The organism is Halomonas terrestris (genome assembly GCF_049166755.1).
Classification (GTDB): Bacteria; Pseudomonadota; Gammaproteobacteria; order Pseudomonadales; family Halomonadaceae; genus Halomonas.
Map to the genome: position 1 here is coordinate 70,997 of NZ_JBMHFZ010000018.1, position 14,403 is coordinate 85,399.

Below are 14,403 nucleotides of genomic sequence, written 5' to 3' on the forward strand. Positions count from 1 at the left end.
GACTCAGCGCCCGCCGTCTCCCCCGCCATCGCCGTCGAGGTCGACCTCGCCCGGGTCGCCATGGGCCCCAGGTGGCGGGTGTGCCGGTGCTGGCTCGCCGGCGGGGAGCACCTTCTGGACCCGCTGTGCCTGCCCGCCGGGGCGATGCAGCCAGACGTCGAGCTGGTTGAAGGCGATATCGACCTCGTGCTCGGCGAACAGCTCGCCGACCCGGCAGTTGATCTCGTCGGTGGCGAAGAGCCGATCCCCCAGCGAGTTGACGAAGATGCGCAGCTCGAAATTGAGCGTGCTCTCGCCGTAGTCCATGAAGAACACCTGGGGCTCGGGGTCGGCCAGCACCCGCGGGTTCTCGTCGGCCGCCTGGCGCAGCAGGCGATGCACCAGGCGATGGTCCGAGCCGTAGGCGACCCCGTAGGTGAGCACCACCCGGGTCACCGTGTCCGACAGCGACCAGTTGATCAGCTGGTCGGTGATGAAGGTCTGGTTGGGGATGATGATCTCCTTGCGGTCGAAGTCGGTCACCGTGGTGGCGCGGATGCGGATCTTGCTCACCGTGCCGGTGAGGTTGCCCAGGGTCACCGTATCGCCGATGCGCACCGGCCGCTCGAAGAGGATGATAAGGCCCGAGACGAAGTTGGCGAAGATCGCCTGCAGGCCGAAGCCCAGCCCCACCCCCAGCGCGGCCACCAGCCACTGCAGCTTGTCCCAGGAGACGCCGAGCGTGCCCAGGGACGCGACCAGGCCGGTGCCCACGATGGTGTAGGAGAGCAGCGAGGTAATGGCGTAGGCGCTGCCCTGCTTGAGCTCCAGGCGCGACAGCACCATCACCTCCAGCAGGCCCGGCAGGTTGCGCGCCATCATCAGCGTCAGCGCGACGATCAGCAGCGCGGTGAAGATATCGGCCACCGACAGGGTGCTGTCGACCAGGTCGGCGCCCTCCACCTCGTCGGCTTCCCAGATCGCCACCTCGTCGAGGTAGCCCAGCACCGTCAGCAGGTCCGACCACACCAGGTAGAGCAGCAGCACGAAGCCGATCAGCAGGATCAGCTTGGAGAGCCGCAGCGACTGCTGGTTGATCTGCTCCATGTCCAGCGGCGGCTCCTCGACCACCTCGACCCCCCCCTCGGCACCCTCCTGCACCTGGGCACGACGCCGCATCAGGGCGCGCCGGAAGGCGAGCCGCCGGGCCGCCACCGCCAGCCCCCTGACCACGGTGGCCTCGACCAGGATCCACAGTCCCAGCAGGTAGAGGGTGATCACGAAGCGCCCCACCAGGCTCAGCGCCGTGTACTCGTAGCCCGAGGCGATCAGGCCGATGAAGACCAGCGGCACCGCGGCCATGGCCAGGCCGAGGATCAGCCGGAACAGCTTGACCCCGAAGAAGGGGGTGTGGGCGAGGATCAGGCGTGCCAGCAGCACGCTCATCGCCACCAGGCCGCCGAGCAACAGCCCCAGCGCCACGGGGCGCAGGGTCAGGCTGATCTCGCCGTCCCGCGCCAGGGTGGAGATCAGCAGCACCGGGACCAGCGACACGCCCAGCCACAGCAGCAGCCAGCGCAGCCGGGCGGCGTAGCCCGCCGACCAGTAGAAGTGCTTGGTCGCCACGCCGTCCGTCACCAGCAGACGCCGCGACCAGGCGATCACGGCCCAGGCCAGCGCGAGGTGCCAGCTGGCCTGGCCCAGGCCCACCGCGATGCCGTGGCCCCCCATCACCAGGGCGGCACCCACGCCGGCCAGGGCCAGCGGCCCGGGAAGCGCCAGCAGGGCATTGAGTGCCACCGCCTGGGGCGTGTGACCCTGGCTGTCGCTGCGCAACCGCCCGATCTGCTCGTGCAGCAGGGCCAGCCGGGCCTTGATGCGCCGGCGACACCACAGCAGCACGGCCACCACGAGCAGGAAGGGAACCCCGAGCAGGGCCTCGGGGCCGGGCATCCGCCAGTGCACCGGCAGCACCTCGCGCCACTCCCCCACTTCCCATTCGGTGGCCAGGTGCGAGGGCAGCTGGCGAAGCCAGGACAGATCCAGGGGCCGGGTGTTGGCGATCCAGAACAGCTGCTCGTCGATGGTGGCACGCAGCTCCCGGGAGGTTTCCAGCAACTGCTGCTGATTGAGCTGCAGCTCGATGGCGGCGCTCAGCAGGTTGCCGTAGGACTGCTCGAGCTGGTCGACCAGTTCGCGACGCGACTGGTAGAGGCCCTGCAGCGACTCGACCAGGGCAGGGCTGATCTCGACGCCCGCCTCCTCGAGGCGCTGGTTGGCCAGCCGCTCCCCCTGGCGCAGTGCGTCCCGCTGGCGCACCAGGTCGAACTGGCGCAGGCGCAGGTCGGCGATCTCGTCCTGCAGGTTGAGCCGGGTGTCGACCTGGGGCAGCGACCGACGCTGCTCGCGCAGGATCCGCGACAGCAGCAGGCTGCCGCGGATCGCCTCGATCTGCTCGTTGAGGCTGCGCTGCAGCTGGCGCACATGGTCGAGCTGGCTGCGGATCGCCAGGCTGTCGCGCACCAGGCTGTTGTTGCGGTCGTTGGCGCGCAGCAGCTCCAGGCTCAGGTCCCGATTGATCTGCTGGGCCCGCTCCAGCACCGGGTGGCCGGCCTCGAGCAGCGGATCGTCCCGCGCGGCATCGGCGATCGCCTGCTCCGAGGCGATCCTGCGCTTGCGCTCGATGACGCTCTGCAGCAGCGCCAGCTCGGTCTCCTGGCGGGTGATCTGCTGCGACAGCAGGTCACGCCGCTGCTGGGCGAGCTCGCGCAGGCGGGTGTTGGTCCCCAGCTCGCGCTGGTGCAGGCGCAGGGTCTGCTCCGCCAGGCGCCGCTCGACCCGCTGCTGCCACAGCCGCGGGTCGTCCTCGGCCAGGCCACGGGCCTCCAGTTCGTCCAGTGCACGGCGCGATCGCTCGACGGCCTGCATGGCATCGGCGATGGCCTGCTGGGCCCGCTCGGGCAATGTCTGGGCGGAAAGCAACTGGGCATTGACCTCGGCGAGGCGGTCCTGCAGTTGCTGCAGTTCGAACACCGCCTCCTGCTGGCGGTACTCGAGCTCATCCAGGGGCTCATCGTCCAGATCGGTAGCGGAGAGCGCCGCCGCGGCCTCCTCCTCCTCACGCAGCTCTCGCTGCAGGCGCAGCAGCTCGGCCGGTGCCTGCTCCACCCTCTCCTCGAGGGCCGTCAACCGCTCCTTCACCTCGGCCAGCCCCTGCAGCCCCTCCAGGGTCGCCTCCAGCACCTCGATGCGGCGCTGATCGGGATCGCTCGGGGTTTCCCCCTCCTCGGGCTGGAGGGCGGCGAGGCGCTCCTCGACCACCGCCGGCTCGGGCAGTGACGCCTCGGCTCGGGCGTCAGACACCAGACCCGGCAGCAACAGCATCGCCAGCCACCCGACGACCAGCAGCGCCGGCCCAATATGCCCCCAGCCATGGGAGCCTTGTACAGATCGCATCCTTCTCACTGGCTCCCTCGGTAGCCCGTTGGCCGAACCGGCCACTGCACCGATTCTCGGCTTCCCGGCGCGGCAAGGCAATGTGTCGCCGTCAGGCTACGGCGACGTCGTCGCCTCGCCACGGTTGACTTGCCCCCCCGGCATGGTAGAACGGCGGTTCCCCCTGATCAGTCTCGGTACCATGACATGACCCCGTTGCGCTGCACCGCCCTCACCGGTATCGCCCTGGCACTGCTTGTCCAGGGTTCGGCCACGCTGGCGGCAGACCCGGACCCTGACCGGGCTGCCCTGGAGGCGCGCATCGAGGCCCTGACCCGGGAACTCGAGTCGCTGCACCAGCAACTGGCCGAGGATGATCGGCAGGCCCGGGATGCGGATTCCGACCCAGCGGACCAACGCTCCGCCGGGATCGAACAGGACCTCGAAGAGGTGGAGGAACGCCGCCAGCTGGAGCGGGAGTCCGCACGCAACCCCTATGCCATCACCACCCACCGGCGCAACTATCTGCTGCCGCTGAGTTACAACGACAATCCCGACGGAGCCGGCCTCGGCGGCGACAGCTCCACCACGGATCGCACCGAGGTGAAGTTCCAGTTCAGCTCCAAGGTCAACCTGGTCGAGGGGCTTTTCGATGGCAACGGCGATCTCTACTTCGCCTATACCCAGCGCAGCTGGTGGCAGGCCTACAACTCCGACGTTTCCTCGCCCTTCCGCGAGACCAACTTCGAACCCGAGGTTTTTCTCGACTTCGATAACCGCTGGTCGCTGCTCGGGTGGACGAACATCAACAATCGGCTGGCCTTCAACCACCAGTCCAACGGTCGCTCCAGTGACCAGTCTCGCAGCTGGAACCGGGTGATCCTGGAATCGACCTTCGTCAATGGCGACTGGGCATTCAGCCTGGCGCCCCATTGGCGAGTCCCCGAATCCGACGGTGACGACGACAACCCCGACATCGAGCGCTTCGTCGGCTACGGCGATGTCACCCTCGCCCGCCGCTTCGGCGGCCAGGAGCTCAGCCTGCTGTGGCGGGGCAATCCCGGCGCCGGCAACATGGGCACCCAGCTCGACTACTCCTGGCCACTGTTCGGCAACGTACGGGGACACGTGCAGTACTACTACGGATTCGGCGAAAGCCTGATCGACTACGACCACCGTACTCATCGCCTCAGCCTCGGGTTCAGCCTCAACCCCCTGTTCTCCACCAGCGGCATGGCCCCCTGAACCTGACCTGGAGCAACGGTCCCGCCGTGGCGGACACGGAACGAATTGAAGTCACCCCGGCGACTGCTATGCTGAGCCTGTCGTTCACCGTCAGAGGAAGACCCCGATGGCAAGCCGAGCTCCCCACACCCAAGAGTCCGCCCAGCAGCTCAAGGATGACCTGCACCACCTGACACAGACCATCGAGGAACTGGTCAACGCCACCGCCGATGATTCACGCAGCAACATCAAGGAGCTGCGCGAACGGGCCGAGAAACGCCTGAAGGATACCCGTGAGCGCCTCGAGGCGCGCGGCGAGCGGCTCTACGGCGAGACCCGCGACACCCTCACCCACCAGGCCGATGCCTGCGACCGCTACGTGCACGACAATCCCTGGACCAGCATCGGCATCGGTGCCACCGTGGGGGTCGTCATCGGCATGCTGATCGGGCGTCGCTGATGGCGGAGAGCCAGGGACCGGCACAGCGACTGTTCACCGCCGCCAAGCGCCTGCTCGGCAGCCTGCTGGCCACCGGCGAGACGCGGTTGCGCCTCGCCGTGCTGGAGCTCGAGGAGGAGCGGGCACGCCTGATCACCCTGCTCCTGCTGGCCGGGGTCAGCCTGATCCTGCTGCTGCTGGGCATCGGCGCGCTGACCGCCCTGGTGGTGGTCGCCTTCTGGGACAGCCACCGCCTCACCGCCATCACCGTCAGCGCCCTGGTGCTGCTGGGCAGCGGTATCGGCCTCGCGGTCTGGGTCATGCGCCTGGCCCGTCGCCGGACCCTGCTGGCGAGTACCCTCAAGCACCTGGCCACCGACCGCGACCTGATGGAACGTTCCCGCCATGACTGACGCCTCGCCCCCCCGGTCAGCCTTCCCCCGCGCCGCCGTCACCCTGGGGCGCGAGGAACGCAAGGCGCAGCTGGAGGCCATCATCGAGCAGCAGCGGGTGGACATCCTGGTCGAGGCCAGCCGCTGGCGCGAGGCCAGCCGTCCCATCGACGCTGGCTGGCACGCCCTGATGCGTTTCAAGGCACCGCTCTACGCGGTGGGTGGGGTACTGCTGTTCAAGGGGGCCCGCCATCCCCGCTCGCTGCTGCGGATGGCCAGGCGCCTGGCAACCGGCGCCCTGCTGTTCAGGCGCGCCCGGCGCCTGCTGCGCTGATCCCCGCCCCGGAGGAGACACCCATGGCCATCGCCATCACCCTGCACGTACTCGCCGCCGTCATCTGGGTTGGCGGCATGTTCTTCGCCTGGATGATCCTGCGGCCGGTGGCCGTGAGCCTGCTCGATCCGCCACAACGCCTCACCCTGTGGCGCCACGTCTTCCAGCGCTTCTTTCCCTGGGTCTGGGCGGCGGTGATCGTGCTGCTGGCCACCGGGCTGTGGATGCTGTTCGCCGTCTTCGGCGGCATGGCCGGTGCCCGCTGGCACATCCACCTCATGCTGCTGACCGGACTCGCCATGACGGCACTCTTCCTGCACGTCTGGTTCGCCCCCTACCGGAGGCTGACGCAGGCCGTGACCGGCGAGGACTGGCCCCGGGGGGGCCGGGCACTGGGCCAGATCCGCCGGCTGATCGGCATCAACCTGATCCTCGGCCTCGCCACCGTGGCCATCGCCGCCGGTGGGCGCTTCCTGTAAGCCCAGGCCGACGGCCTAGATCATCGCCTCGACCGGCGCCCTGGCGTGCCCGCCCGGCACCCACTTCATCCAGCCATCGCCCCGGCTCAGCCGCTTCTCGAGAAAGCGGCGGGTGCGGGTCTGGCCTTCGCTGTGGTCACGGGCCCATACCGCCAGGGTAGCGACGAAGAGGGCCGTCAGCGCCACCTCCTCGACCTGGGCTCGACGGCTGCCGTAGGGGGCATCGAGGTCGGCCGCCTCGCGCCACCACTGGATGGTCCGCGAGAGGTCGAAGACCATGGGCACCCAGGTATGAAGGTGCGGCAGGTGCGCCTTGGTGCGGAGCATCTCCACGGTGACCCGGCGATGCCCGGCGAAGGTGCCGAACCAGGCCAGCAGGCAGTGCTCGAGCCGCGCCCGCTCGGGCCAATGGGCGAACCCCTCGGGCTTGTCGGCCAGCATCGCCCGCCAGCCCCGCCGGAACCAGGCATTGGCCACCGCATCGAGGTCGCGATACTCGTCCAGCACCCGGTCCATCGGCAGCTCGAGCCGGGCCGCCACCGTGGTCAGCCGTACCGCCTCCCAGCCGACGATCTCGGCCTGGCGTACCGCCTCATCGACGATACGCTCGCCAAGGGGAGGCTCGTCGACGCCGGGATCGTGATGGATGCCAATCATGCTCATGGTCGCCCTCCTTCCGGCATTCCCTCCCCTCGAGCATAGTCCCCCCGGCGCCCTCGAGACACCTCGCCGCCACGCCTCCGGCAGCCGGGTCACAGCGCCGCGGCGGCATGCTGAAAATCAGCTCATGTGCGACCGGCATCCACATGCACATTAATCAACTGGCTAAGCCGAATTACTGAACTACGTTGAACGTTACACGTGGTAACCCGCTCACCCATCGAGTCTGTATCAACAGGAAAGGGAAGTTCGGACCCCATCGGGACGCATGCGCCATGCCGGCTGCCGAGTTCTCCGGAACTTCTCGTCCAGGAGTGCATCATGGCCAGCTACCTGCATCCCGGTGTCTATATCGAGGAAATCCCCAGTGGTGCGCGCCCCATCGAGGGTGTCTCCACCTCCACCGCCGCCTTCGTCGGCACCGCCTTCCGCGGGCCGGTCAACCAGCCCGAGCTGATCAACAGCTGGGACGACTTCGTCGATCGCTTCGGCGACTTCCGCCAGGCCAGCGGGATCAGCGACGAGGACGACGCCATGGGCCTGGCGGTGCGTGCCTTCTACCAGAACGGCGGCAAGGCCGCCTATGTCTGCCTGGTCCGCGGCGGCACCCCGGCGACGGCCGGCACCACCCTCAACCCGGCCGCTGACCTCGACCTCGGCGTCGAGGCGAGCAGCCCGGGGTCGTGGGGCGACCTGCTGCGGGTGACCCTGCACGAGAACAGCAGCAACGACCAGGAACTCGACCTGCTGGTGGGCACCGAGGATGGGGACGGCAACTTCGACCCGCTCCCCGGTGAATCCTTCCTCGGCCTGAGCCTCGACGAGCGGGCCGACAACTTCATCGAGAAGGTCATCAATGACGGGTCGCGACTGATCCGGGTCGAGCTCGAGGAGAACAACGGCGCCACCCAGACGCTGCATGATGCCGAGGTGGCGACGGAATTCGCCACCCTGGGTGGCGGCGGGGACGGCAGCGGCCCCGCCGCCGACGACTACGCCGGTTTCTACAACGACACCCTGCGCAAGTATCGCGACATCTCGATCATGCTGCTGCCGGGCGAGCGGTGGCCCACGGGCGGCGGTACCAACGACGTCATCACCAACACCCTCAACCATTGCGAGAGCACCATGAGCCGGGTGCTGATCCTCGACCCGCCGGGCGCGCATGAGCTGAGAAGCGGCGCCGATGTCGAGGACCTCGACCTGCCCACCTCCAGCTATGCGGTGCTCTACTATCCCTGGGTCAGGGTCACCAACCCCCTCCACCATCCGGACCTCAACCCCACCGCCAGTCGTACCCTGACCATTCCGCCCTCGCCCATCGCCGCCGCCCTGTGGGCCCGCACCGACGGCCGGCGCGGGGTGTGGAAGGCACCGGCGGGGGTCGAGACGCGCATCAACGTCAGCGGCCTGGAGTACCAGATCGAGGACCTCGAGCAGGGGGGGCTCAACCCGGCCGGCGTCAACTGCCTGCGCAATCGTGCCGGCTTCGGACCCGTGATCTGGGGCAGTCGCACCCTGGCGACCCGGGCCGACCCGGAATGGCGCTACGTGCCGGTGAGGCGTACCGCCATCTTCATCGAGCAGAGCCTCTACAACGGCATCCAGTGGGCGGTCTTCGAGCCCAATGACCACCCCCTGTGGAGTTCGCTGCGGGCCAACATCGGCTCCTTCATGAACGGCCTGTTCCGCGCCGGAGCCTTCCAGGGCGGCACGGCCAACGATGCCTACTTCGTGCGCTGCGGCCTCGGCGACACCATGACCCAGGGCGACATCGACCGTGGCCAGGTCATCGTGGTGGTGGGCTTCGCCCCACTCAAGCCCGCCGAGTTCGTGATCCTGCGTATCCAGCAGAAAGTGGCCCAGCAATGATTCCTTCACAGGAGGTGGCACCATGGCGGCACCCATGTTCACGGTGAATGCCCACCGTCACGACCCCTACCGCACCTTCATGTTCCAGGTGGTGATCGACGGCCAGCCGGTCGCCGGGCTGAAGAAGATGAGCGTGCTCAAGAAGAGCACCGAAGCGGTGAAGTGGCGCACCGCCGGCGACCCCGCCCACGAGCGGGTACTCCCCGGCGGGACCAGCTACGAACCCATCACCCTGGAGCAGGGCCTGACCCACGACACCGTCTTCGAGGACTGGGCCAACCTGGTGAACAACATCCAGGGCAATGCGGCCATGTCCCTCAAGGAGTACCGCAAGGACATCATCCTCAACGTGCTCAACCTGCAGGGGCAGGTGGCACTCTCCTATCGCGTCTATCGCGCCTGGGTCTCGGAGTTCCAGGCCCTGCCGGAGTTCGACGCCGGCACCATGAACGCCGTGGGCATCCAGACCATCACCATCCAGCACGAGGGCTGGGAGCGCGACGAGAGCGTCTCGGAGCCCAGCGAGTCATGAGACTGCCCGGCGGCCTGCTGATCGAGGGGCGGCTGGCACGGGAGTTCGAGCTGGCCACGCCCTCGGGCGCACTCGACCTGAGGCTCCATGAGTGCACCACCGCCGCCCGGGGGCGCCACCCCGACTGGGTGGCGGAACTGCTCGGCGAGCTGCTGGCGAGCCTGGGCGGCCAGCCCCCCGGTCGCGCGCAGATCGACGCCCTCTGCCCCGCGGATCGCCAGGCCATCGTGCTCGCCTGGCGGGTGCGCCGCGAGCCCGCCCCCCAGTGGTGGCACCTGCGCTGCCGGCACTGCGAGGCGCTGTTCGACATCGCCGTCTCGCTGGCCGAGCTGCCCTTCTCTCCGGCCGGCACCGACTACCCCTTCGCCGAGGCCGACACCCGCCTGGGCCGGGTGCGACTGCGGGTGCCGGACGGCCACGACCTGGCCTGGCTGGCCGACCAGGACGATCCCGAGCGGGCACGGGCCGGCCTGGCCCGTCGGCTGCTGGTCGAGGTGCCACCCGAATGGTCGCCGGACGAGACGGACATCGCCGCCATCGAGGACGCGGTGGAGGCCTGCCTGCCGGAGCTGGCCGAGTCGCTGGTCTGCCACTGCCCCGAGTGCGACAGCGAGAACCGGCTGGAACTGGATCCCTATGCCGGCCTGCTGCCATCCCTGTCGGCCCTGCTCGATGACGTGCACCGCCTGGCGAGCGGCTATCACTGGTCGGAGGCCGAGATCCTCGCCCTCCCGGAAGCGCGCCGCCGGGCCTACCTCGACCGGCTCGACAGGGCGCGCGGCCTCGTCGGTAGCGAAGGAGCGGCATCATGAGCGGTTGCTTCACACGCCTGCATCACGAGGCCCGGCGGCCCCTGCCCTGCCCCTCGGCAGAAGCCCCCGGCGCCCCGCCGCCGCCTGTCCCGCCGAGCGGCGAGTCCCGCGCCGTTCCGATGACCAGGCGCGAACCGGCGCCGATGACCGGCAGCCAACCCGCGATGCCCGCTGCCCGATCGTCGGCCACCACCACGCCGGCGGTCACGGCCGCCCCCGGGAGCGCGCGGACGGCGTCACCGGATTCCGCCATCGAGCCCCCCCGGCGAGGCGAGGCCCCGACGCCTGAGCGCCATGCTCGTCCCGTCCCCCGGCCGACCGCGATCGACAGCCCCGCGCCACCGCGACCGAACGAGGCGGCGGAAGGCCCCCGGTCGCCGGCCGAGACGTCCCCCACGCCCGGGCCCCATGCTGCACCGGCTCGCCCTGCAGCGGCGCCCCCCGCCAACGCCGTCGATACCCGGGCGGGAGGCGACCGCCTCGCCCCCGAGCCCCCCCGGGACGCCGTCTCGCCCGACCTCCCCGCGCCTGCACCTGGGGCACCCGAGTCGCGGGCAGAAGCCGTCCCGCCGCCTGCCGGCGCCCCGGCGCGCAGCGGACTCGCGGCGAGACTCGCCGAGGGCCCGGAGCCGGCCATCGCCGACGACCGCGCGGTCGAAGGCCCCACGGCAGCCGACGACGGCGAGCCAGGCGAGCCCTCCCCGGTGGCGGCGCCCCCCCGTGCCGAACCGGCAGCCATGGCGGCGACCGACCCCAGGCCCGCGGAGTCACCGCCGCGGACCCGGCCCGAGCCGCAACCGCCGGACCCGCCACGGGTGCATATCGGCGAGGTCCGGATCCGCGTCATCGCCGACGAGGCTGCCGCCCCGTCCCGCGAGCGCAAGTCGACGGCGCCGCGCGCCGACAGCGACAGCCGCCTGCTGATCAGGAGCCTGTGACATGCCGCTGCCCGACTCCACGCTCCATCAGGCCTGCCAGGCCCTCGCCGACTACCTGCGCTCCGGCCTGCAGGCCGCCGCCAACGACATCCACGTCTACCTCGGCGCCCCGGCGGAGGTCGCCACCCACCGCGACCAGCACCGCCTCGGCCTGTTCTTCTACCGCTTCGAGCCCTCGGGCTTCCAGGCCAACGCCCATCCCCGTGACCCCTGGCAGGTACGGCTCCACTGCATGATCAGCTGCATGGCCGCCGAGGAGAGCATCGACAACCCCGGCGCCGACGACCTGCGCCTGCTCGGCCTGGTGATGGCCCTGTTCCACGAGCACCCGCTGCTGCCCCCGGTGACCCTCGACAGCGAACGCCTGCACCTGGAGGTCGTGTTCCGCCCCGCCAGCGACGAACAGCTCAATCAGCTCTGGTCGATCCAGGGCGACACCGCCTACCGCCCCTCGCTGCTCTACGAGATCGCCCTGGCCCAGGTGATGCCCGAGACGCGCCGCGGCGAGCCGCCCCGGGTCGGCACCTTCGGCCTGGAGACCGGCGCCGATCCCGGGGCCAGGAGCGCCGATTTCGGTGGCGTCCTGCACGCCCCCCTGGCCCGAGCCCGCCGGGTGGACCCGAACCAGCCGGGCTGGGCCCCGCTGGCCTGCTGGGTCGAGGACGGCGACTGCGTCGAGTCCCTGACCCTCGACGTCACCACCACCGACCCCGCCGACTTCCAGCCGGCCCTGTGGATCGCCGGCGTGCCGGGCACCACCGTCAGCCTCGAGTGGCAGGTCTGGCAGGGGGAGCGCTGGCAGACCGTGGACGGCGGCGAGCGGGTGATCGACTCGCCGGCCATCGACCCCGCCCACGTGCCCGTGGCCCTGCCCGGCATCGCCCTGCCGGCGCTGGAGCTCGACGGCCGGGAGCGCTGGCAGCTGCTGCTGCACGTCAGCCGCGCCCATCGACCGGCGCCCGGGGGACCGATCCTGCCGCTGCGCAGCAACCCGCTGCTGATCAGCCTCTACCGGGGAGCCTGAGATGACCGTCGCGATCAAGCCCGACCCCCTGCATGCACCGCCCCCCGACCGGGAGGCCCACTGGTGCGAGTGGCAGCGCATCGAGCAGCTCTGCCTGTGTCTGCTGCAGGGCAGCGAGTCCCCTCCCCGGGCCCTGCTCGAGGCCCTGGAGGCCTGCCAACGCCAGGTCATCGCGCTGCGCGACGGCGGCTGGTGGCAGGCACGGCTTCCCTTCGCCGCGAAGGCATCGGGGCTGGATGACCTGGCGCTGGATGCCCTGGCCTGCGTCTATGCCCCCTGGCTGCTGCCCCGGGTCGGATGGCTCTATCAGGAACTCCACCGCGACCGCCAGCCGGCACCCAGCGAGGCGCTGATCGCCGCCCTGCTGGCGTTGCCCGACCCCCGGCTGCCCGAACTCCATGACGCCCTGCGCCGGCTCGAGCGACTCGGCCTGGTGGAGCGCGAGCGCCAGGACCCCTTCGCGCCGCTGGGCCCGGACCGCCTCTCGCTGGCGCGGCTCATGGACCGCCCCGACGAGGCCCAGGCCCCCCCCGGCGCCCGGGTCGTCACGACCACCGCCGGCTGGGACGACCTGGTCCTTCCCGAGGACACCCTGGCCATGCTGCGCGAATTCCTGCTCTGGCTGACCCATCGCGACCAGGTGGTGACCCGCTGGGGCGGCCAGCCCACGGGCGGCCCGGTGGCGCTGTTCGCCGGCCCCTCCGGCACCGGCAAGACCCTCGCCGCCAGCGTGCTGGCCGGCGCCATGGGCTGGCCGCTGTTCCGGGTCGACCTGGCGGCCCTGGTCAGCAAGTACATCGGCGAGACGGAGAAGAACCTGGCCCGCCTGTTCGATGCCACCCATGGGCGGCGGGTCTTCCTGCAGTTCGACGAGGTCGACGCCCTGATGGGCAAGCGCGGCGAGCTGCGCGAGGCCCGCGACCGCTACGCCAACATGGAGGTCAGCTACCTGCTGGACCGCCTCGAGACCCACGACGGCCCCTGCCTGTTGACCACCAACCTGCGCGGCCAGATCGACAAGGCCTTCCGCCGCCGCTTCCAGCTGGCGGTGGAGTTCCCGCGGCCCGGGCCGACCGAGCGCCTGCAGCTGTGGCAACGCCTGCTGCCCCCCCGGGCACCGCACGCCGACGACCTGGACCTCGCCGACATCGCCGAGGCGATCAACCTCACCGGCGGCCAGATCCGCAACGCCGCCCTGCATGCCGCCTACCTGGCCGCTGCCGACCAGGGGCAGATCGGCCCCCGCCAGGTGGCACTGGCCATCCACCGCGAGCTGGCCAAGGAGCAGAGCCGGGTCGACCCCGGCCAGCTCGGCCGTCTCGCCGTCCACCTCGACCCCGGAGAGCGCTCCCATGCCGCTGCACATTGATCGCCTCGACCTCACCCTGCCGGCGTCCCTGGGCCATCGCCGGCACGCCATCAAGCGCCTGCTGCGCAGCGAGCTCGGGCGCCACGCCTGGCCCGGGGAGCCGTCACTGGCCCGGCTCCAGGTCCCCGACCTGCGGCTCTCGCCGCAGCAGAGCAACCGGGCCATCGCCGCCGCCATCGCCGGGGCGATCCACCGCGCCAGCTGGCAACGGGTCGCCGAGGGTGGCCGGGGAGCACGGCCATGAGGGCCCAGGCGAGCCACGGCGCCCTGGTCGAGTACGGCCTGACCCAGCCGCCGCTGATCCTCGAGTTCGAGTTCAATCCCGAGTCGCTCAGCCGTACCCGCTCGGTATCGATCACCACCGGCAATGCCCCGGGCACCCGGGGCGGGTACGACTTCGCCTTCCCCTGGGAGACCTCCCGGGTGGCCCAGGGCGTCAGCGTGGATCCCGAGAGCTTCAGCCTGGACATCCTGCTCGACGCCACCGATCGCATGGCCGATGCCAGCCTGCCGGGGCATGACGTGGCCCGGGAGTTCGGCATCGAGCCGGAACTGGACACCCTGCGCTGCATGGTGGAGCCCAAGGTCCAGGGCCCGGGCGGTGTCCAGCAGCTGGCCGGCATGGGCCTGGGTGGCCAGCGCGCCTTCCAGCGTGACGAGCACCCCTCGGTGCTGCTGCTGGTGTGGGGCAGCCAGGTGCTGCCGGTGTTCCTGACCAGTGTGCAGGTCGAGGAGAGCGCCCACCTGCCCTCGCTGCGTCCCTATCGGGCCAACGTCAGCCTGGATGTCCAGGTGATCGAGGGCCACAACCCCTTCTACCAGGCGGAGAAGATTCGCCAGGTGCTGGGGGCGGGCCGGCACTTCGCCGCCGGTGCCGCCCAGTCGCTGACCAACCTGTTCTGAGCGGAGAAGCC

At 70.4% G+C, this 14,403-nt stretch carries 15 protein-coding genes; 13 read left to right on the plus strand and 2 right to left on the minus strand.

The genetic code is table 11. The features are described from left to right. Positions 1 to 3: 3 nt before the first annotated feature. Positions 4 to 3,363 (minus strand): mechanosensitive channel MscK, encoded by a 3,360-nt coding sequence (gene mscK, locus ACOMD9_RS15970; protein ID WP_421416922.1) that lies wholly within the window; start codon positions 3,361 to 3,363, stop codon positions 4 to 6. 258 nt (positions 3,364 to 3,621) lie between these two features. Here mscK and ACOMD9_RS15975 point away from each other — a divergent pair, with 258 nt between their 5' ends. From ACOMD9_RS15975 to ACOMD9_RS15995, 5 genes are all read left to right on the plus strand, one after another. Then, on the plus strand, positions 3,622 to 4,659 hold the full coding sequence (locus tag ACOMD9_RS15975; RefSeq protein WP_421416849.1) for a phospholipase A: 1,038 nt from the start codon (positions 3,622 to 3,624) through the stop codon (positions 4,657 to 4,659). A gap of 106 nt (positions 4,660 to 4,765) precedes the next feature. Beyond that, the gene (locus tag ACOMD9_RS15980; protein WP_421416852.1) at positions 4,766 to 5,098 is read left to right on the plus strand and encodes an ElaB/YgaM/YqjD family protein; all 333 of its coding nucleotides are present in this window, start codon (positions 4,766 to 4,768) and stop codon (positions 5,096 to 5,098) included. Continuing rightward, a complete protein-coding gene (locus tag ACOMD9_RS15985; protein WP_421416855.1) occupies positions 5,098 to 5,490 on the plus strand; it encodes a phage holin family protein in 393 nt (130 codons plus the stop codon). Before ACOMD9_RS15980 ends, ACOMD9_RS15985 begins: the two co-directional genes overlap by 1 nt. After that, a complete protein-coding gene (locus tag ACOMD9_RS15990) occupies positions 5,483 to 5,803 on the plus strand; it encodes a YqjK-like family protein (protein WP_421416858.1) in 321 nt (106 codons plus the stop codon). The genes ACOMD9_RS15985 and ACOMD9_RS15990 overlap by 8 nt, the downstream gene beginning before the upstream one ends. Positions 5,804 to 5,826: 23 nt before the next feature. Beyond that, a complete protein-coding gene (locus ACOMD9_RS15995) occupies positions 5,827 to 6,282 on the plus strand; it encodes a DUF4149 domain-containing protein (protein ID WP_421416861.1) in 456 nt (151 codons plus the stop codon). Positions 6,283 to 6,297: 15 nt separating this feature from the next. Here the strand turns inward: ACOMD9_RS15995 and ACOMD9_RS16000 are convergent, their stop codons facing one another. Continuing rightward, entirely contained in the window at positions 6,298 to 6,945 is a 648-nt protein-coding gene (locus ACOMD9_RS16000; protein ID WP_421416864.1) for a hypothetical protein, read from the minus strand. Positions 6,946 to 7,263: 318 nt separating this feature from the next. Between ACOMD9_RS16000 and ACOMD9_RS16005 the strand changes: the two genes are divergently transcribed. Genes ACOMD9_RS16005 through ACOMD9_RS16040 form a run of 8 tightly spaced genes read left to right on the plus strand, consistent with a single transcriptional unit; the run spans position 7,264 to position 14,392 of the window. After that, positions 7,264 to 8,814, plus strand: a complete 1,551-nt coding sequence (locus tag ACOMD9_RS16005; protein ID WP_421416867.1) for a phage tail sheath family protein — start codon at positions 7,264 to 7,266, stop codon at positions 8,812 to 8,814. Positions 8,815 to 8,836: 22 nt separating this feature from the next. Beyond that, positions 8,837 to 9,346, plus strand: a complete 510-nt coding sequence (locus ACOMD9_RS16010) for a phage tail protein (RefSeq protein ID WP_421416869.1) — start codon at positions 8,837 to 8,839, stop codon at positions 9,344 to 9,346. Further along, complete coding sequence (locus tag ACOMD9_RS16015; protein WP_421416872.1) at positions 9,343 to 10,158, plus strand: hypothetical protein; 816 nt, start codon at positions 9,343 to 9,345, stop codon at positions 10,156 to 10,158. Before ACOMD9_RS16010 ends, ACOMD9_RS16015 begins: the two co-directional genes overlap by 4 nt. After that, a complete protein-coding gene (locus ACOMD9_RS16020; protein ID WP_421416874.1) occupies positions 10,155 to 11,096 on the plus strand; it encodes a hypothetical protein in 942 nt (313 codons plus the stop codon). Before ACOMD9_RS16015 ends, ACOMD9_RS16020 begins: the two co-directional genes overlap by 4 nt. Position 11,097: 1 nt before the next feature. Then, positions 11,098 to 12,120, plus strand: a complete 1,023-nt coding sequence (locus ACOMD9_RS16025) for a Pvc16 family protein (RefSeq protein ID WP_421416877.1) — start codon at positions 11,098 to 11,100, stop codon at positions 12,118 to 12,120. A gap of 1 nt (position 12,121) precedes the next feature. Then, positions 12,122 to 13,489, plus strand: coding sequence for an ATP-binding protein (locus ACOMD9_RS16030; RefSeq protein ID WP_421416880.1), 1,368 nt, complete (start codon positions 12,122 to 12,124; stop codon positions 13,487 to 13,489). Continuing rightward, the gene (locus tag ACOMD9_RS16035; RefSeq protein ID WP_421416882.1) at positions 13,473 to 13,733 is read left to right on the plus strand and encodes a hypothetical protein; all 261 of its coding nucleotides are present in this window, start codon (positions 13,473 to 13,475) and stop codon (positions 13,731 to 13,733) included. The genes ACOMD9_RS16030 and ACOMD9_RS16035 overlap by 17 nt, the downstream gene beginning before the upstream one ends. Beyond that, positions 13,730 to 14,392 (plus strand): CIS tube protein, encoded by a 663-nt coding sequence (locus ACOMD9_RS16040; RefSeq protein ID WP_421416885.1) that lies wholly within the window; start codon positions 13,730 to 13,732, stop codon positions 14,390 to 14,392. The genes ACOMD9_RS16035 and ACOMD9_RS16040 overlap by 4 nt, the downstream gene beginning before the upstream one ends. The last annotated feature ends 11 nt before the right edge of the window (positions 14,393 to 14,403 follow it).